Consider the following 17,997-nt stretch of genomic DNA (forward strand, 5'->3'; position numbering starts at 1 on the left):
TTTACGCCGCATCCGGCATGGAAAACGCGTACTTTGTTATCAATCTGGGGCCAGCAAATGCTGGCCTGATTTGTTCTTGAGGGAAGACTATGATGCGCAAAATGCTGCTGGCGGCAGCACTTTCAGTGACGGCAATGACCGCTCACGCCGACTACCAGTGCAGCGTCACGCCGCGTGACGATGTGATTGTCAGCCCGCAAACCGTGCAGGTGAAGGGCGAAAACGGCAATCTGGTGATCACGCCAGACGGCAACGTGATGTATAACGGTAAGCAATATTCCCTGAATGCCGCCCAGCGCGAGCAGGCGAAGGATTATCAGGCTGAACTACGTAGCACGCTGCCGTGGATTGATGAAGGCGCGAAAAGCCGCGTCGAGAAAGCCCGTATTGCTCTGGATAAAATTATCGTTCAGGAGATGGGCGAAAGTAGCAAAATGCGCAGCCGTCTGACCAAACTTGATGCGCAGCTGAAAGAGCAGATGAACCGCATTATCGAAACGCGCAGCGATGGCCTGACGTTCCACTATAAAGCCATTGATCAGGTTCGCGCTGAAGGCCAGCAATTAGTGAATCAGGCAATGGGCGGAATTTTACAGGACAGCATTAATGAAATGGGCGCGAAAGCGGTGCTGAAAAGCGGCGGTAACCCATTACAGAATGTGCTGGGAAGCCTGGGGGGGCTGCAATCCTCAATCCAAACCGAGTGGAAAAAGCAGGAAAAAGATTTCCAGCAGTTTGGCAAAGATGTTTGTAGCCGCGTTGTGACTCTGGAAGATAGCCGCAAAGCCCTGGTCGGGAATTTAAAATAATCCTCTATTTTAAGACGGCATAATACTTTTTTATGCCGTTTAATTCTTCGTTTTGTTACCTGCCTCTAACTTTGTAGATCTCCAAAATATATTCACGTTGTAAATTGTTTAACGTCAAATTTCCCATACAGAGCTAAGGGATAATGCGTAGCGTTCACGTAACTGGAGGAATGAAATGGAGTTTTTCAAAAAGACGGCACTTGCCGCACTGGTTATGGGTTTTAGTGGTGCAGCATTGGCATTACCCAATATCACCATTTTAGCAACCGGCGGGACCATTGCCGGTGGTGGTGACTCCGCAACCAAATCTAACTACACAGCGGGTAAAGTTGGCGTAGAAAATCTGGTTAATGCGGTGCCGCAACTGAAGGACATTGCGAACGTTAAAGGCGAGCAGGTAGTGAATATCGGCTCCCAGGACATGAACGATGATGTCTGGCTGACACTGGCGAAAAAAATTAACACCGACTGCGATAAAACCGACGGCTTCGTCATTACTCACGGTACCGACACGATGGAAGAAACCGCTTACTTCCTCGACCTGACGGTGAAATGCGACAAACCGGTGGTGATGGTCGGCGCAATGCGCCCGTCCACGTCCATGAGCGCAGACGGTCCATTCAACCTGTATAACGCGGTAGTGACCGCAGCTGATAAAGCCTCCGCTAATCGTGGCGTGCTGGTGGTGATGAACGACACCGTACTGGACGGTCGCGATGTCACCAAAACCAACACCACCGACGTAGCGACCTTCAAGTCTGTTAACTACGGTCCTCTGGGTTACATTCACAACGGTAAGATTGACTACCAACGTACCCCGGCACGTAAGCACACCAGCGACACGCCGTTCGATGTCTCTAAGCTGAATGAACTGCCGAAAGTCGGCATTGTTTATAACTACGCTAACGCATCCGATCTTCCGGCTAAAGCCTTGGTAGATGCGGGCTATGATGGCATCGTTAGCGCTGGTGTGGGTAACGGCAACCTGTATAAAACCGTATTTGACACTCTGGCGACCGCCGCGAAAAACGGTACTGCAGTCGTGCGTTCTTCCCGCGTACCGACGGGCGCTACCACTCAGGATGCCGAAGTGGATGATGCGAAATACGGCTTCGTCGCCTCTGGCACGTTGAACCCGCAAAAAGCGCGCGTTCTGCTGCAACTGGCTCTGACGCAAACCAAAGATCCGCAGCAGATCCAGCAGATCTTCAATCAGTACTAATCGCCTCGCCCCGGTATCGTGCCGGGGCTTTTTCACTTCAGACTCACGTCCATTGCCAATTTTAATTACCCTAATGATAATCACTAGAATAAATTATTCCGCGCGAGGGTTTTCGGGTGAAAAAGCAATGGATTGTTGGCACGGCGCTGCTTATGTTGATGACTGGTAATGTCTGGGCAGATGGCGAACCGCCAACTGAAAATATCTTAAAAGATCAATTCAAAAAGCAGTATCACGGCATTCTCAAGCTTGATGCTATCAGTTTAAAAAACCTTGATGCGAAAGGTAATCAGGCCACCTGGTCAGCAGAAGGCGATGTTTCTTCCAGCGATGATCTCTATACCTGGATCGGTCAGTTGGCAGATTACGAACTGCTCGAACAGACCTGGACGAAAGATAAAGCGGTAAAATTCTCGGCGATGTTAACCAGTAAAGGAACGCCCGCGTCTGGCTGGTCGGTGAACTTTTACTCTTTTCAGGCGGCAGCTAGCGATCGTGGGCGGGTGGTCGACGATATCAAAACGAATAATAAATATCTGATCGTGAATAGCGAAGATTTCAATTATCGCTTTAGTCAGCTTGAGACTGCGTTGAATACCCAGAAGAACTCGATTCCTGCGCTGGAAAAGGAAGTGAAAGCGCTTGATAAGCAAATGGTGGCGGCGCAGAAAGCAGCGGATGCATATTGGGGAAAAGATGCAAATGGTAAGCAAATGGCCCGCAAAGACGCCTTTAAAAAAATTCACCAACAGCGTGATGAGTTTAATAAACAGAACGATAGCGAGGCGTTCGTGGTTAAATATGACAAAGAGGTTTATCAACCGGCGATTGCGGCATGTCATAAACAGAGTGAAGAGTGTTATGAAGTGCCGATTCAGCAGAAGCGAGATTTCGATATCAACGAACAACGGCGACAGACTTTTCTGCAATCACAAAAAATTAGCCGTAAATTGCAGGATGACTGGATAACGCTCGAAAAAGGGCAATATCCGTTAACGATGAAAGTTTCAGAAATAAACAGTAAAAAAGTCGCGATTTTGATGAAGATTGACGATATCAACCAGGCTAATGAACGCTGGAAAAAAGATACCGAACAACTGCGGCGCAATGGGGTGATTAAGTAAGTTTTGATATAGCGCACGATTTGTAGCAGGATGCGGCGTTGACCCCGCATCCGGCAATCAACGTCTGATGCGACGCTAGCGCGTCTTATCAGACCTACAACAGCTGCCACATGTCGGCTGAGGTGCTCACGCCGCATCCGGCAATCAACGTCTGATGCGACGCTTGCGCGTCTTATCAGACCTACAACCGTTGCCACATGTAGGCTGGATAAGGCGTTCACGCCGCATCCGGCAATACAAGTTTACTCCGCCAGAAAAAGCTCCAGCAGCGAATTTAAAAACAACTTCCCATGTTCCGTTATCTGCCAGTAATCCGCACATTCTGTGAGATAACCCTGAGCGATAGCCTCGTCTAACTGAGGGCGAATAACCTCTTCTGAAAGGCCAGTATACTGGCTAAACTCCACGCGCGGCGCGGCCTCCAGCAGACGGAAGCGATTCATAAAGAACTCAAACGGCTTATCTGCAGCTTCGACATCACGCTGGCTTTCCAGATACCTTCCCTGCATAAAACCACGCGGATGACGCGTTTTGGTGGTACGCAGAATGCGCCCATCCGGGAAGGTCACTTTGCCGTGCGCACCGCAGCCAATACCGATGTAGTCGCCAAATCGCCAGTAGTTGAGATTGTGCTGGCACTGATAACCCGGTTTGGCGTAAGCGGAAGTTTCATATTGCTGATAGCCCGCTGCGGTTAATAACTGATGCCCCTGTTCGAAAATATCCCACAGCGCGTCATCGTCCGGCAGCACCGGTGGTCGCGAACCAAACAGCGTATTGGGTTCGATGGTCAGTTGATACCAGGAAAGATGCGGCGGATTCAGTTCAATGGCCTGGCGTAGATCGCCAAGCGCCTCTTCCAGTGATTGATCCGGTAGTCCATGCATCAAATCAAGGTTAAAGCTACGTAACCCTAAACCGCTCGCCAGCTTTGCCGCGCGTTTCGCTTCTTGCGGGCCATGAATACGCCCAAGTCGTTTCAGCTTTTCTTCGCTAAAACTCTGCACACCAATAGAGATGCGGTTTACACCAGCACGCTGATAATCGACAAAGCGATCCGCTTCTACCGTGCCTGGGTTCGCTTCCATAGTAATTTCTGCATCCGCTGCCAGCGGCAAACGCGCACGCACGCCGTCCAGCAGCGTTTGCATCGCCGGGCCGGAAAGCAGGCTCGGCGTACCACCGCCAATAAAGATTGTCTTTACTTCACGGCCCTGAGCGTAAGCCACATCATTGTCCAGATCGCAAAGCAGATGCTGAACATAATCGTCGTGCGGCACTTCTCCTTTCAACGCGTGAGAGTTGAAATCGCAGTACGGGCATTTCTGCACGCACCACGGGATGTGAATGTAGAGACTCAGCGGCGGTAATTTAACCATTACGTAAAGCGTCCAACAGCAGTTTCAATGCCTGACCACGGTGGGAAATGGCGCTCTTTTCTTCGCGGGTCAGTTCGGCAGCGGTTTTCCCTTCGGAAGGTACGAAGAAGATTGGATCATAACCAAAGCCACCAGTGCCCGCCGGTTCACGAGTAATCACGCCCGGCCAGCTGCCGTGGCACACCAGCGGGGTCGGATCTTCCGCGTGACGCAGATACACCAGCACGCAGTGGAAACGCGCCTGACGTTGGTCGTCCGGTACGTCTTTCAGTGTTTCCAGCAGTTTTTGCAGATTCTTTTGATCGGTCGCGTCTTCACCGGAATAACGCGCGGAGTAAATGCCCGGCGCGCCGCCAAGCACATCTACCGCCAGACCAGAGTCGTCGGCAATTGCCGGTAAACCGGTCACTTTTGCCGCATGGCGCGCTTTCAGAATCGCGTTTTCGATAAAGGTCAGGCCGGTTTCTTCAGCGGAATCTACGCCGAGGTCTGTTTGGGCCACGATATCAAGACCGAAGTCGCTAAGCAGCGACGCCAGCTCACGCACTTTACCGGCATTGCCGGTTGCGAGGACAACTTTTTGCATAGGATACCTAATTAATTAACGCCGCGATTTCTGGCGGGATTTGTTGCGGATTAATGATTTTAATTTGTTTGTGGCGGCCAAGTTCGCCTTTTTCAATCACCACCTGGCTTTTGGCAACCCGGAATTGCTTACCGAGAAACTTCACCAGATGACTGTTGGCCTGGCCGTCAACCGGCGGCGCGGTTATGGCGACTTTTACCTCGTCGCCATGTAAACCGACAATAGAATCACGGCTGGCTTTCGGCTGAATATAAAGCCGTAAAACCAGACCGTCATCGTTAACTGTTACGGCACTCATAACGCCATCCACAGCCCCGGCAGCAGCATGTTTCCGGTTGCCTGTAATACTTCTGCGACACCCATATTGATGACATACAGCAGCAGAACGAGGATCATCGGCGAGAAATCAATCCCACCCATTGCCGGTAGCAAGCGGCGAATCGGGCGCAGCAGCGGATCGGCCAGCTGAATCAGCACGTATTCAATCGGGCTACGGCCCTGGCTTACCCAGCTCATAATCGCCATCACCAGCAGGACCCAGAAAATCAGCAGGCCGATGGTTTTCAGCAGAATCAGTAAACCGGCAATCCAGATGATTGGCAGGAAGGTCACCACTTTAAACAGCACGATGGCTTTGATAAAACTGAGAATATAGGCAACCAGCAGCGAGGCGCTGTCAATGGGGCCCATTGCCGGAATAACGCGGCGCAGTGGCCCGATAATTGGCTGCGTTACCTTCACTACAAACTGTGAGAAGGGGTTGTAAAAATCACAATGAGCCCACTGCATCCAGATGCGTAATAACAGCACCATGGTATACAGCTCAATGACCGTTGAAAGCAGGAAAGTCAACGTATTCATGGCGTTCCTTTAATTCCTTATTTTTTAGAGTAATCACGCGCACCAAAAATTGCAGTGCCGATACGAACCATCGTGCTACCTGCCGCAATGGCGGCTTCCATATCGTCCGACATTCCCAGAGAGAGCGTGTCGATATGCGGGTAGCGCGTTTTCAGTCCGGCAAATGCTACAGCCATTTGGCGTGCAACTTCAAACTGCCTTACATATTCTGACTCAGGCGCAGGGATTGCCATCAGCCCGCGCAGACGTAAACGCGGTAGTTCAGCGACCGCAGCTGCCAGCTCGTCCAGTTCTGCCAGTTGAATCCCGGACTTACTGTTTTCATCACTAATATTAATTTGAATCAGCACGTTAAGAGGGGGAAGTTCTGCCGGGCGCTGATCGTTGAGGCGGGTAGCGATGCGCAAACGGTCGATGGTATGACACCAGTCGAAATGCTCTGCCACCAGGCGGCTTTTATTAGACTGCAACGGGCCAATAAAATGCCATTCTAATCCTGTTACGCCCAGTTCCTGAAAGTGGCGAATTTTATCTACCCCTTCCTGAACGTAGTTTTCACCAAATTGACGCTGCCCGGCATCAATGGCTTCTGCGATGGCGCTCGCAGGTTTTGTTTTACTGACTGCAAGCAGCGTAATTTCTTCTGGAGAACGGCCGCAACGCGTTGCAGCCGCTGAGATTTTGTCCCGGACCTGTGCCAGGTTATGCGCAATATCGTTCATTTTCCGAGGATCTTAGTATGAATATGGAAGAAATTGTGGCCCTTAGTGTAAAGCATAACGTCTCGGATCTACACCTGTGCAGCGCCTGGCCCGCACGATGGCGCATTCGCGGGCTAATGGAAGCTGCGCCGTTTGATGCGCCGGACGTCGAAGAGCTACTGCGGGAGTGGCTGGATGACGATCAGCGGGCAATATTGCTGGAGAATGGTCAGCTGGATTTTGCCGTGTCGCTGACGGAAAACCAGCGATTGCGTGGCAGTGCGTTCGCGCAACGGCAAGGTATTTCTCTGGCGTTACGGCTGTTACCTTCGCACTGCCCGCAGCTCGAACAGCTTGGCGCACCACCGGTATTGCCGGAATTACTCAAGAGCGAGAATGGCCTGATTCTGGTGACGGGGCGACGGGGAGTGGAAAATCTACCACGCTGGCGGCGATGGTTGGTTATCTCAATCAACATGCTGATGCGCATATTCTGACGCTGGAAGATCCTGTTGAATATCTCTATGCCAGCCAGCGATGTTTGATCCAGCAGCGGGAAATCGGTTTGCATTGTATGACGTTCGCATCGGGATTGCGGGCCGCATTGCGGGAAGATCCTGATGTGATTTTGCTCGGAGAGCTGCGTGACAGCGAGACAATCCGTCTGGCGCTGACGGCGGCAGAAACCGGGCATCTGGTGCTGGCAACCTTACATACACGTGGTGCCGCGCAGGCAGTTGAGCGACTTGTGGATTCATTTCCAGCGCAGGAAAAAGATCCCGTGCGTAATCAACTGGCAGGTAGTTTACGGGCAGTGCTGTCACAAAAGCTGGAAGTGGATAAACAGGAAGGACGCATGGCGCTGTTTGAATTACTGATTAATACACCCGCGGTGGGGAATTTGATTCGCGAAGGGAAAACCCACCAGTTACCGCATGTTATTCAAACTGGGCAACAGGTGGGGATGATAACGTTTCAGCAGAGTTATCAGCAGCGGGTGGGGGAAGGGCGTTTGTGACGTTGCCATGCCCGATGTGCAAGCTTATCGGGCCTACAAAGGCAATAAACGTCTGATGCGACGCTTGCGCGTCTTATCAGACCTACAATCGCTGCCACATGTAGGCCGGATAAGGCGTTCACGCCGCATCCGGCAATAAGGCGCGATGATATTATACACTCCAGCAGGCGTTTAAATCGCCTTAATATCCCTGCTCGAAATAGCTTTCGAGAATAATAACCGCAGAGGCAGAGTCGACTTTGCCTTTGTTAAGCGCCCGATAGCCGCCCTGTTCAAACAGACCGGAACGGGCTTCCACGGTGCTAAGACGCTCGTCATGGAGCTTTACGTCAACACCGAAACGACCATGAATACGGTTGGCAAATTTACGCGCTCTGGCGGTTAACGGCTGTTCGGTACCGTCCATATTCAGCGGCAAACCGACGATGATTTCGTCTGGCTGCCACTCTTTCAGTAAACGCTCGATAATGTTCCAGTCCGGCGTACCGTCCTGTGCTTTAATTGCAGGCAAAGGGCGAGCGGTGCCGGTAATGCGTTGGCCGACCGCTACGCCAATGCTTTTGGTGCCGAAGTCGAAAGCGAGTAAGGTTCCACTCATCAGGCGTGCCCTGCCACACCAGGCATGGTGAGAATATCCACACCAATCAGTTTTGCCGCCTCGCGCCAGCGGTCGGCAATTGGCGTTTTGAACAGAATATTCAGATCTGCCGGGGCGGTTAGCCACGCGTTATCGAGAATTTCTTGTTCCAGTTGACCTTTCTCCCAGGAGGCATAGCCCAGAGCCACCAATACGTCAGACGGTTGTTTATCGGTGCCGAGCGTTTCCAGCACATCGCGGGAAGTGGTCATCACCGTGTTGTCTGAAATGCGAATGCTGGAAGCAAAATTGGAGGGCGGAGTATGCAAAATAAACCCGCGATCTTCAGCCAGTGGGCCGCCGAGCATAACCGGTTTATCCAGACGGATTGATTCATCACGCGGCTCCGGCGTGATCTTCAGCTTTTCCAGAATCCCTTCAATTTTGAGATTTTCCAGCGGCTTGTTGACGATGATCCCCATTGCACCATTGGTATTATGTTCGCAAATGTAGACCACGGAACGACGGAAAATCGGATCCTGGAGAGCAGGCATGGCAATAAGAAAGTGATGCTGTAAATTCATTGTCAGAGGTTCTGTTTCCTGGTTCAAAAAAGCAACAGCGCCCAGTATGCGTGGAAAGAAGGGCGCTGTCACTCAGAGTCTCAACGAGATCCTTCTCGCTAAGGTGGGTTACTGCTGCTGTAAACGTGCTTCGATGGCATCCATTAACATTCCGGTGATCGACACCGGAAACTCTGCTTCAATCTCACGAATACAGGTTGGGCTGGTGACGTTAATTTCAGTCAGACGGTCGCCGATGATATCCAGACCAACAAAAATCAGCCCTTTTTCTTTCAGCGTCGGCCCGATCTGACGGGCGATTTTCCAGTCACTTTCCGTCAGCGGACGAGGTTCACCGCGACCACCGGCAGCCAGATTGCCACGGGTTTCGCCCCCCTGCGGAATACGCGCCAGGCAGTACGGTACCGGCTCGCCATCCACCACCAGCACGCGTTTGTCGCCATCTTTAATGGCTGGCAGGTAATTTTGCGCCATGCAGTAGCGAGTGCCATGCTCAGTCAGGGTTTCGGCAATCACGCCGAGGTTTGGATCGCCTTCTTTCACGCGGAAAATCGACGCGCCGCCCATACCGTCCAGCGGCTTAAGAATGATGTCGCTGTGTTTCTCCCAGAACGCTTTTAGCTGCGCTTTATTGCGCGTAACCAGCGTTTCTGGCGTTAAGTCAGAGAACCAGGCGGTAAACAGTTTCTCGTTACAGTCGCGCAGGCTCTGCGGCTTGTTAACGATCAGCGTCCCTTTCTCTTCGGCACGTTCCAGAATATAGGTCGCGTAGATAAACTCGGTATCAAACGGCGGGTCTTTACGCATCAGGATCACATCGAGATCGGCCAGCGGCAGATCCTGTTCACCGACGAATGAAAACCACTCTTCGTAGTTCTGCTTCACGTTCAGCGTGCGGGTATGGGCGCGGGCTTCGCCATTGATCAGATACAGATCGCCCATCTCCATATAGTGAAGTTCGTAACCACGACGCTGTGCTTCCAGCAACATAGCGAAACTGGAATCTTTCTTGATGTTGATGTTTGCGATGGGGTCCATCACGATGCCGAGCTTGATCATTATTCTTCTCCGTTAGCCCAAATCGCCAAATCGTACTTGTAGCGCGGTAATGGCGGTGAGCGCAGTTGTCTCTGTACGCAAAACGCGAGGTCCCAACAGGATATCAGTAAATTGATAGCGGGCAGTCATGGCAATTTCATCTGCCGATAAACCGCCTTCCGGGCCAATCAGCAGGCGGACGCGTTCAACCGGTAAAGGCAACGTATTGATGCTGTTACTGGCGCGCGGGTGAAGATTCAGTTTCAGTCCTTCATCCTGCTCTGCACACCAGGCTTCCAGATCCATCGCTGGACGGATTTCCGGCACCCGGTTACGACCACACTGCTCACAGGCAGCAATTGCAATCTTCTGCCACTGCTGGAGCTTCTTGTTCAGACGTTCACTATCCAGTTTAACGCCGCAGCGCTCAGAAAAAAGTGGCGTAATGAGGCTTACACCGAGTTCGATCGATTTCTGGATCGTAAATTCCATTTTTTCACCACGCGACATCACCTGACCGAGGTGAATATGCAGCGGAGATTCGCGATCGTCGATCTGGCCTTCCAGCACCTTCACTTCCACGCTTTTTTTGCTGGCGCTGGTAATTTCGGCGTCAAAGACCTGGTTGCTGCCGTCAAACAATTGCAACGCCTGCCCCGGCCCCATGCGCAGTACGCGCCCGATATGGTTGGCGGCATCTTCGCAAAGCGCGATGTGAGAATGGCTGGTCAGTGGTTCAGGATGATAAATGCGGGGGATACGCATAGTTAAAAATCCGCGTCGTCTCCCCACGCGGTTGTTCGCGTGGGGTAGGGGTTAACAAAAAGAATCCCGCTAGTGTAGGTTAGCTCTTTCGCGCCTGGCAAGCGCGTTGCACATACGGGTTATGATTGCCCTGCACCTTCGCGATGCGTTCATCGCGCTCGCACTCCCAGTCGGTAACCGGATACATCTTGTTCCATGCGTTGAACAGCTGCGTTTGCTGGCGAGAGAGTGTCAGGTTGTATTGGTCACGCATATAGAAGTAGGTGCGCGCAATGGCACCGCGTGCACGCGCTGGTGGTTCGGCAGCTTTTTCTTTGAAATCGACCTTCATGGCGCATTGACCGTACTGGCCTTCGCCGCCATTCCACTGGCTGTACATAAAGTTGCCGCGATCGCCATTCACCTCGCCGATTGACGGTTGCAGGTTATGCATATCGCTTTCCATCTTGCGATAGACCGGATCTTTGGCGCAGTTTTTACGTCCACCGTCCTGCCAGCACTGGCGCTGGTGACCGAATTGCCAGGCGGGAACGACGTGTTCCCACTCTACGCGGCTGGCGCGGTTTTCATTTTTGCGCACCTGATAGCCGCACGATTGCAGATCAACAACGCCTTTTTTGCCCTGCCAGTTAATTTTACATCCGCAATAAAACGTACCGGGCGCGTCAGCGTGGACTTTTACCGCCGCGGCTTTCGCCTGAGAAAAACTATTGATACCTTCGGCCAACGCCGGGCCGGAAAATGCTGCGCTCAGTACCACCGCAGCAATAGACAAATAACGGTACATCACTTACTCCGTGTTAAAACGAGCCAGCAACGTAGCGAAAGTTGTTTTGGTATGCAATCAGCCAGATCAGGAAAGTTCCTGATAGTTCAGATGGTTATTTTGCGACCAGTTGTTCGCCGCAGTGAACACAGCGATAGACGGCTTCGCCACGAACTACGCGATTATGGCGGCGTACGGTAAGCTGATGCTCCTGGCACTTGCAGCGGTAGGGGAAGGTGTTGCGACGCACGGATTGCAGTTCGAACTGATGCGTACGACGGGCGGGAACACCCAGCACGTTTTCCATCATCCACTTCCACTCTTTGCCATGTGGTGCTACGCGGCCGAAATGTTTCCATACCAGCAAATGTGCCAGTTCGTGCGGCACCACTTCTTCAATAAAGGCTTCACTGTTTTCCAACAGCAAAACGGGATTGAGGCGGATTTCATAGCTTTCCAGCCAGGCTGTTCCGGCGGAGGTTCCGCGCTGGGTGTAAGAGAGTTTTGGCTCCGGGTAGTTACGCCCTAGCTTCAGGTTGGCCTGGGCGAGTTTTTCCCGCAGGCGACGCATAACGGCCTGTTGGATGGCGATAGGGAGACGGGATGTTTTCATAGCGGCAGAGGATAGAGCGAAGAAAAGATGACTGCAAGAGGCGGCTTCCTCCGCGACGGGAGGAAGCCTGAGGAGATTAATCGTGAGCGCCGATTTCGCGCAGTTTACGACCTTTCATCAGATTACGTTCAATATGTTCCAGCGAAACGTGTTTGGTTTCCGGTACCAGCCACAATGTCAGCAGGATAAACAGTACGTTCAGAGCCGCGTACACCCAGAAGGTGTTGGCGTTACCCAGCGTGTTGAGCATGGTCAGGAACGTTGCGCCAACGATCATGTTGGCAATCCAGTTGGTGGCGGTGGAGCAGGTGATGCCAAAATCGCGGCCTTTCAGCGGCTGAATTTCGGAGCACAGTACCCAAATCAGCGGACCGGCACTCATGGCAAAACCGACAATAAACATCAGCAGCATGGCGATGGCGAAATACTGCGCCGACGGAGAGTGGATACCGATATGCATCATTGTACCGAGTACGCCCATACCAGCAGCCATCACCAGGAAGCCCAGCGTTAGCGTTGGTTTACGTCCCCAGCGGTCAACAAGGCCGATTGCGATAAAGGTGGCAAGTACGTTGGTCAGGCCGACAATCACTGTCCCCCACATTTGCTCGGTAGTGTTGGTATAACCCGCCAGTTCGAAGATTTTCGGCGCGTAATACATGATGACGTTCATCCCGGTGAATTGCTGCATTACCTGTAACAGTACGCCAAGGAACACCGCGCGGCGGAAGTTGCTATTCTCTTTAAACAGCGCCCAGCCACTCTGTTTAACCTGCAAACTTTCACGGATTTCATCCAGTTCGCGTTTCGCTTCCGCGCTGGTGTCACGCAGGCGTAGCAGCACGCGTTCGGCATCAACAAAACGGCGTTTGGCGGCAAACCAACGTGGGCTGTCTGGCAGGAAGAAGACACCAATCAGCAGCAAAATTGCCGGGATGATAATCACACCCAGCATCCAGCGCCATGCACCGGTGTAGCTGAAGGCGGTATCAGAAAGATAAGCACCGAGGATCCCGATAGTGATCATTAACTGATACATCGAGATCATACTGCCGCGAATTTTTTCCGGCGCAATTTCAGAGAGGTACAGTGGTGCGGTATAAGAGGCCACACCTACCGCCAGCCCCAGCAGAACGCGGGAAAGAATCAGTACTTCAACGTTTGGCGCAGCCGCAGAGAACAGCGAACCGGCAACAAACAAAATTGCGCCGATCATCAGGCTCTTTTTGCGCCCGAGTTTAAAGGAGAGCCAGCCGCTGCCCACCGCACCGACTGCCGCACCGAACATCATGGAGCTTACGACCCATTCTTGCGTGTGCGAAGTAATCTGGAATTCATCTGCAATAAACGGCAGTGCGCCAGCAATTACACCGATATCCAGGCCAAAGAGTAATCCCGCCAGAGCGGCAAGGAAGCAGACGAAAAACGTCATTGCCTTGTTTGACCGCCCCTGTTTTTTAGCGTCAGGCATGATGCCCTCCAATATGGTTATTTTTTATTGTGAATTAAGATAGGTGAGTACGACGTAAAAAGATGTGAAGCAAATCACATCAGTGTAATCGCTTACACTAACATTTATCTTAGTTATGATTTAAGTGCATGAAAATAATTGAGTTATATCATCATAGATTAAACGCTGTTATCTGCAATTAAGACTTTACTGAAAAGAAATGTAACAACTGTGAAAACCGAATAATAATATGAAAATATTACAAATCTTTGTCTGTTGTGGTTGGTGTAATCGGTTTCAGTTGTGATGATAATTTGCGGTGAAACGTGATCAGGAAGAATGATGTTATTGTGCAGGCGGTTTTTTTGCCGGATGCGGCGTGAACGCCTATCCACCGCGGTGAGGTAAAAGAAAAAGGCCAGCGCGAGGCTGGCCTTTGAAAGCAGGTGAAGAAAGATTACTTCAGACCGGCAGCATCGCGCAGCAGCTGCGCTTTGTCGGTTTTTTCCCACGGGAAATGTTCACGACCAAAGTGACCGTATGCTGCGGTTTCTTTGTAGATCGGGTGCAGCAGATCCAGCATCTGAATCAGACCGTATGGGCGCAGGTCGAAGAACTCACGTACCAGCAGAGTCAGTTGTTCAGAAGGCACTTTCTCAGTACCGAAAGTTTCTACCATGATGGAAGTCGGTTCAGCCACGCCGATTGCGTAGGAAACCTGAATTTCACAACGATCGGCCAGGCCAGCAGCAACGATGTTTTTCGCGACATAACGTGCTGCGTAGGCTGCGGAACGGTCCACTTTTGATGGATCTTTACCAGAGAATGCACCGCCACCGTGACGCGCCATGCCGCCGTAGGTATCAACGATAATTTTACGACCAGTCAGACCGCAGTCACCCATCGGACCACCGATAACAAAACGACCGGTCGGGTTGATGAAGAATTTGGTGGCAGAAGTCAGCCATTCAGCGGGCAGAATCGGCTTGATGATCTCTTCCATTACCGCTTCTTGCAGCGATTTCTGGTCGATCTCTTCAGAGTGCTGAGTGGAAAGCACGACAGCATCGATACCAACGATTTTGCCGTCGTCATACTGGAAAGTCACCTGGCTTTTCGCGTCCGGGCGCAGCCACGGCAGAGTGCCGTTTTTACGCACTTCAGCCTGACGCTGTACCAGACGGTGTGCATAGGTGATAGGTGCTGGCATCAGCACGTCGGTTTCATTAGTTGCGTAGCCAAACATCAGACCCTGGTCACCCGCGCCCTGTTCCAGCGGATCGGCACGGTCAACGCCCTGGTTGATGTCAGGAGACTGTTTGCCGATAGCGCTCAGAACCGCACAGGAGTTAGCGTCAAAGCCCATGTCGGAATGCACATAGCCAATTTCGCGAACGGTGTTACGGGTGATCTCTTCGATGTCTACCCAGGCGCTGGTGGTGATTTCGCCGCCAACTAAAACCATGCCGGTTTTTACGTAGGTTTCGCAAGCAACGCGTGCTTTCGGATCCTGTTCGAGGATCGCGTCTAAAACGGCATCAGAGATTTGGTCAGCAATTTTGTCAGGATGCCCTTCAGAGACGGACTCGGACGTAAAAAGGTGTTTTGCCATATTTAATATCACCTAAAGAGAATTTGGTTAGCTCAAACTGTTGTGTGGATTTTCTGTGGTAGCGGATCCTACCACGACTCTGCAGGTTAAAAACACTGGCAGTCTGAGTGTTAATCGGTATGGATGGATTAACATCTGGATGGCTATTTTAGGTCAATTCTTCACCCGATTTCCACTTTTTTTTGAATCGTGTCTCATTCTGTTAAAAACGTGGCTGGAAATTTTTCCTGACAATGCCGGCATTCTGCGTATTTATCTTTTGCAATTTTCTGCCATTGTGGGGTATAAAACGCGGCGCGCGGCTTAAATAAAAAGCACACGACGTTTCTTTCGTGTTGCCACTTCCAGCCGGGTTGAAATCAGAGTTTTGGCTTGTGGGTTTGTCTTAACAGGCGGCCGTGGAGGTGATACGAAATAATGAACCGTTGTCTGCTGCTTAACCTGTCTCACCGTTCTGGTGAAGATTCGTTCCCCGCACTCTGCATCTCTGCTTTGCATACCTGCCGATGTTATACCCATCTCGGCGCTTCTCAGGATTCAAGAGCTGGTTACAGTTACTGAGGACTGAACAAGGGCGCTCTTGTAAAAACAAGAGTTTTCTCGTGGTTTCGCCGAACTGTCACACTTACGTTCGGTTATGTGCTTAATAATGTTATGAAAAAGAAACCGGTTGCGCAGTTGGAGCGTCAGCATTCACTGCTGGAAAATCCATGTGCTTATGGGTTGTTATCGCAGTTCCAGGCTGCGATAGTCGTTAACTGTTTTACACTTAATAAAATAATTTGAGGTTCGCTATGTCTGACGACATGTCTATGGGTTTGCCTTCGTCAGCGGGCGAACACGGTGTACTACGCTCCATGCAGGAGGTTGCAATGAGCTCCCAGGAAGCCAGCAAGATGCTGCGTACTTACAATATTGCCTGGTGGGGCAATAACTACTATGACGTTAACGAGCTGGGCCACATTAGCGTGTGCCCGGACCCGGACGTCCCGGAAGCTCGCGTCGATCTCGCGCAGTTAGTGAAAACTCGTGAAGCACAGGGCCAGCGTCTGCCTGCACTGTTCTGTTTCCCACAGATCCTGCAGCACCGTTTGCGTTCCATTAACGCCGCGTTCAAACGTGCGCGGGAATCCTACGGCTATAACGGCGATTACTTCCTTGTTTATCCGATCAAAGTTAACCAGCACCGCCGCGTGATCGAGTCCCTGATTCATTCGGGCGAACCACTGGGTCTGGAAGCCGGTTCCAAAGCCGAGTTGATGGCAGTGCTGGCACATGCTGGCATGACCCGTAGCGTCATCGTCTGCAACGGTTATAAAGACCGCGAATATATCCGCCTGGCATTAATTGGCGAGAAGATGGGGCACAAGGTCTATCTGGTCATTGAGAAGATGTCAGAAATCGCCATTGTGCTGGATGAAGCAGAACGTCTGAATGTCGTTCCTCGTCTGGGCGTGCGTGCACGTCTGGCTTCGCAGGGCTCGGGTAAATGGCAGTCCTCCGGCGGGGAAAAATCGAAGTTCGGCCTGGCTGCGACTCAGGTACTGCAACTGGTTGAAACCCTGCGTGAAGCCGGGCGTCTCGACAGCCTGCAACTACTGCACTTCCACCTCGGTTCGCAGATGGCGAATATTCGCGATATCGCCACAGGCGTTCGTGAATCGGCGCGTTTCTATGTGGAACTGCACAAGCTGGGCGTCAATATTCAGTGCTTCGACGTCGGCGGCGGTCTGGGCGTGGATTATGAAGGTACTCGTTCGCAGTCCGACTGTTCGGTGAACTACGGCCTCAATGAATATGCCAACAACATCATCTGGGCGATTGGTGATGCGTGTGAAGAAAACGGTCTGCCGCATCCGACGGTAATCACCGAATCGGGTCGTGCGGTGACTGCGCATCACACCGTGCTGGTGTCGAATATCATCGGCGTGGAACGTAACGAATACACGGTGCCGACCGCGCCTGCAGAAGATGCGCCGCGCGCGCTGCAAAGCATGTGGGAAACCTGGCAGGAGATGCACGAACCGGGAACTCGCCGTTCTCTGCGTGAATGGTTACACGACAGTCAGATGGATCTGCACGACATTCATATCGGCTACTCTTCCGGCACCTTTAGCCTGCAAGAACGTGCATGGGCTGAGCAGCTTTATTTGAGCATGTGCCATGAAGTGCAAAAGCAACTGGATCCGCAAAACCGTGCTCATCGTCCGATTATCGACGAGCTGCAGGAACGTATGGCGGACAAAATGTACGTCAACTTCTCGCTGTTCCAGTCGATGCCGGATGCGTGGGGGATCGACCAGTTGTTCCCGGTTCTGCCGCTGGAAGGGCTGGATCAAGTGCCGGAACGCCGCGCTGTGCTGCTGGATATTACCTGTGACTCTGACGGTGCTATCGACCACTATATCGATGGTGATGGTATTGCCACGACAATGCCTATGCCGGAGTACGATCCAGAGAATCCGCCGATGCTCGGTTTCTTTATGGTCGGCGCATATCAGGAGATCCTCGGCAACATGCACAACCTGTTCGGTGATACCGAAGCGGTTGACGTGTTCGTCTTCCCTGACGGTAGTGTAGAAGTGGAACTGTCTGACGAAGGCGATACCGTGGCGGACATGCTGCAATATGTACAGCTCGATCCGAAAACGCTGTTAACTCAGTTCCGTGATCAAGTGAAGAAAACCGATCTTGATGCTGAACTGCAACAACAGTTCCTTGAAGAGTTCGAGGCAGGTTTGTACGGTTATACCTATCTTGAAGATGAATAATTAAGATTATTCTGCTGGCGGGTCGATTTATTTACGTAAATCGGCCCGCTTTCTTTTTATATATTCTTAAAAATAATTTAGCTGCTTTTCTTATTAAATAATCTCCCTACAATCGCTGCAT

General features: G+C 51.6%; 20 protein-coding genes and 1 pseudogene. 8 read left to right on the forward strand and 13 right to left on the reverse strand.

Annotation, left to right across the window (positions count from 1 at the left end; translation table 11 throughout):
* The first annotated feature begins 89 nt into the window (after nucleotides 1-89).
* From OQV04_RS03405 to OQV04_RS03415, 3 genes are all read left to right on the forward strand, one after another.
* Nucleotides 90-809 (forward strand): DUF2884 domain-containing protein, encoded by a 720-nt coding sequence (locus OQV04_RS03405; RefSeq protein WP_000984796.1) that lies wholly within the window; start codon nucleotides 90-92, stop codon nucleotides 807-809.
* Between the two features lie 175 nt (nucleotides 810-984).
* Nucleotides 985-2,031: an L-asparaginase 2 gene (gene ansB / locus OQV04_RS03410; RefSeq protein ID WP_000394107.1), complete on the forward strand. Its 1,047-nt coding sequence runs from the start codon at nucleotides 985-987 to the stop codon at nucleotides 2,029-2,031.
* A gap of 116 nt (nucleotides 2,032-2,147) precedes the next feature.
* Nucleotides 2,148-3,155 (forward strand): DUF1202 family protein, encoded by a 1,008-nt coding sequence (locus tag OQV04_RS03415; protein ID WP_032281573.1) that lies wholly within the window; start codon nucleotides 2,148-2,150, stop codon nucleotides 3,153-3,155.
* A 242-nt stretch (nucleotides 3,156-3,397) separates the two neighbouring features.
* Here the strand turns inward: OQV04_RS03415 and hemW are convergent, their stop codons facing one another.
* Genes hemW through yggS form a run of 5 tightly spaced genes read right to left on the reverse strand, consistent with a single transcriptional unit; the run spans nucleotide 3,398 to nucleotide 6,703 of the window.
* Nucleotides 3,398-4,534 carry a radical SAM family heme chaperone HemW gene (hemW, locus tag OQV04_RS03420; RefSeq protein ID WP_032281572.1) on the reverse strand — a complete coding sequence of 379 codons (1,137 nt, stop codon included), beginning with the start codon at nucleotides 4,532-4,534 and terminating at the stop codon, nucleotides 3,398-3,400.
* On the reverse strand, nucleotides 4,527-5,120 hold the full coding sequence (locus tag OQV04_RS03425; protein ID WP_001174747.1) for an XTP/dITP diphosphatase: 594 nt from the start codon (nucleotides 5,118-5,120) through the stop codon (nucleotides 4,527-4,529). Before OQV04_RS03425 ends, hemW begins: the two co-directional genes overlap by 8 nt.
* Nucleotides 5,121-5,127: 7 nt before the next feature.
* A complete protein-coding gene (gene yggU / locus OQV04_RS03430; protein WP_001277222.1) occupies nucleotides 5,128-5,418 on the reverse strand; it encodes a DUF167 family protein YggU in 291 nt (96 codons plus the stop codon).
* A complete protein-coding gene (gene yggT, locus OQV04_RS03435) occupies nucleotides 5,415-5,981 on the reverse strand; it encodes an osmotic shock tolerance protein YggT (protein WP_001094831.1) in 567 nt (188 codons plus the stop codon). Before yggT ends, yggU begins: the two co-directional genes overlap by 4 nt.
* Nucleotides 5,982-5,998: 17 nt before the next feature.
* Entirely contained in the window at nucleotides 5,999-6,703 is a 705-nt protein-coding gene (yggS, locus tag OQV04_RS03440; RefSeq protein WP_000997795.1) for a pyridoxal phosphate homeostasis protein, read from the reverse strand.
* Between the two features lie 17 nt (nucleotides 6,704-6,720).
* On the opposite strand from yggS, the pseudogene OQV04_RS03445 reads away from it, so the two are divergent.
* Nucleotides 6,721-7,700 (forward strand): annotated as a pseudogene (locus OQV04_RS03445) (PilT/PilU family type 4a pilus ATPase).
* A 181-nt stretch (nucleotides 7,701-7,881) separates the two neighbouring features.
* Here OQV04_RS03445 and ruvX read toward each other — a convergent pair.
* The 8 genes from ruvX to metK form a co-directional block, all read right to left on the reverse strand.
* The gene (gene ruvX / locus OQV04_RS03450; RefSeq protein WP_000017103.1) at nucleotides 7,882-8,298 is read right to left on the reverse strand and encodes a Holliday junction resolvase RuvX; all 417 of its coding nucleotides are present in this window, start codon (nucleotides 8,296-8,298) and stop codon (nucleotides 7,882-7,884) included.
* The gene (locus OQV04_RS03455) at nucleotides 8,298-8,861 is read right to left on the reverse strand and encodes a YqgE/AlgH family protein (protein WP_001053178.1); all 564 of its coding nucleotides are present in this window, start codon (nucleotides 8,859-8,861) and stop codon (nucleotides 8,298-8,300) included. Before OQV04_RS03455 ends, ruvX begins: the two co-directional genes overlap by 1 nt.
* A 108-nt stretch (nucleotides 8,862-8,969) precedes the next feature.
* Entirely contained in the window at nucleotides 8,970-9,920 is a 951-nt protein-coding gene (gene gshB / locus OQV04_RS03460) for a glutathione synthase (protein WP_000593273.1), read from the reverse strand.
* A 12-nt stretch (nucleotides 9,921-9,932) separates the two neighbouring features.
* Nucleotides 9,933-10,664, reverse strand: a complete 732-nt coding sequence (rsmE, locus tag OQV04_RS03465) for a 16S rRNA (uracil(1498)-N(3))-methyltransferase (RefSeq protein ID WP_001222509.1) — start codon at nucleotides 10,662-10,664, stop codon at nucleotides 9,933-9,935.
* Nucleotides 10,665-10,743: 79 nt separating this feature from the next.
* The gene (gene endA / locus OQV04_RS03470) at nucleotides 10,744-11,451 is read right to left on the reverse strand and encodes a deoxyribonuclease I (protein WP_001613793.1); all 708 of its coding nucleotides are present in this window, start codon (nucleotides 11,449-11,451) and stop codon (nucleotides 10,744-10,746) included.
* 94 nt (nucleotides 11,452-11,545) lie between these two features.
* The gene (locus OQV04_RS03475; protein ID WP_001300769.1) at nucleotides 11,546-12,043 is read right to left on the reverse strand and encodes a SprT family zinc-dependent metalloprotease; all 498 of its coding nucleotides are present in this window, start codon (nucleotides 12,041-12,043) and stop codon (nucleotides 11,546-11,548) included.
* A gap of 76 nt (nucleotides 12,044-12,119) precedes the next feature.
* Nucleotides 12,120-13,514, reverse strand: a complete 1,395-nt coding sequence (gene galP / locus OQV04_RS03480; protein WP_001112301.1) for a galactose/proton symporter — start codon at nucleotides 13,512-13,514, stop codon at nucleotides 12,120-12,122.
* Between the two features lie 436 nt (nucleotides 13,515-13,950).
* Nucleotides 13,951-15,105, reverse strand: coding sequence for a methionine adenosyltransferase (gene metK, locus OQV04_RS03485; RefSeq protein ID WP_001062128.1), 1,155 nt, complete (start codon nucleotides 15,103-15,105; stop codon nucleotides 13,951-13,953).
* Nucleotides 15,106-15,160: 55 nt separating this feature from the next.
* Here metK and yqgD point away from each other — a divergent pair, with 55 nt between their 5' ends.
* The 4 genes from yqgD to speA all read left to right on the forward strand — a co-directional run bounded on the left by yqgD (nucleotide 15,161) and on the right by speA (nucleotide 17,876).
* On the forward strand, nucleotides 15,161-15,412 hold the full coding sequence (gene yqgD, locus OQV04_RS03490; protein ID WP_001303651.1) for a protein YqgD: 252 nt from the start codon (nucleotides 15,161-15,163) through the stop codon (nucleotides 15,410-15,412).
* Between the two features lie 110 nt (nucleotides 15,413-15,522).
* Nucleotides 15,523-15,666, forward strand: a complete 144-nt coding sequence (yqgG, locus tag OQV04_RS03495) for a protein YqgG (RefSeq protein ID WP_001297404.1) — start codon at nucleotides 15,523-15,525, stop codon at nucleotides 15,664-15,666.
* A 93-nt stretch (nucleotides 15,667-15,759) separates the two neighbouring features.
* Nucleotides 15,760-15,891 (forward strand): acid stress response protein YqgB, encoded by a 132-nt coding sequence (yqgB, locus tag OQV04_RS03500; RefSeq protein WP_001297406.1) that lies wholly within the window; start codon nucleotides 15,760-15,762, stop codon nucleotides 15,889-15,891.
* Between the two features lie 8 nt (nucleotides 15,892-15,899).
* Nucleotides 15,900-17,876: a biosynthetic arginine decarboxylase gene (speA, locus tag OQV04_RS03505; protein ID WP_001295380.1), complete on the forward strand. Its 1,977-nt coding sequence runs from the start codon at nucleotides 15,900-15,902 to the stop codon at nucleotides 17,874-17,876.
* Nucleotides 17,877-17,997: the final 121 nt, after the last annotated feature.

Origin of the sequence: Escherichia sp. Lx600-2 (genome assembly GCF_036662595.1) — a bacterium.
Taxonomy (GTDB): domain Bacteria; phylum Pseudomonadota; class Gammaproteobacteria; order Enterobacterales; family Enterobacteriaceae; genus Escherichia; species Escherichia coli.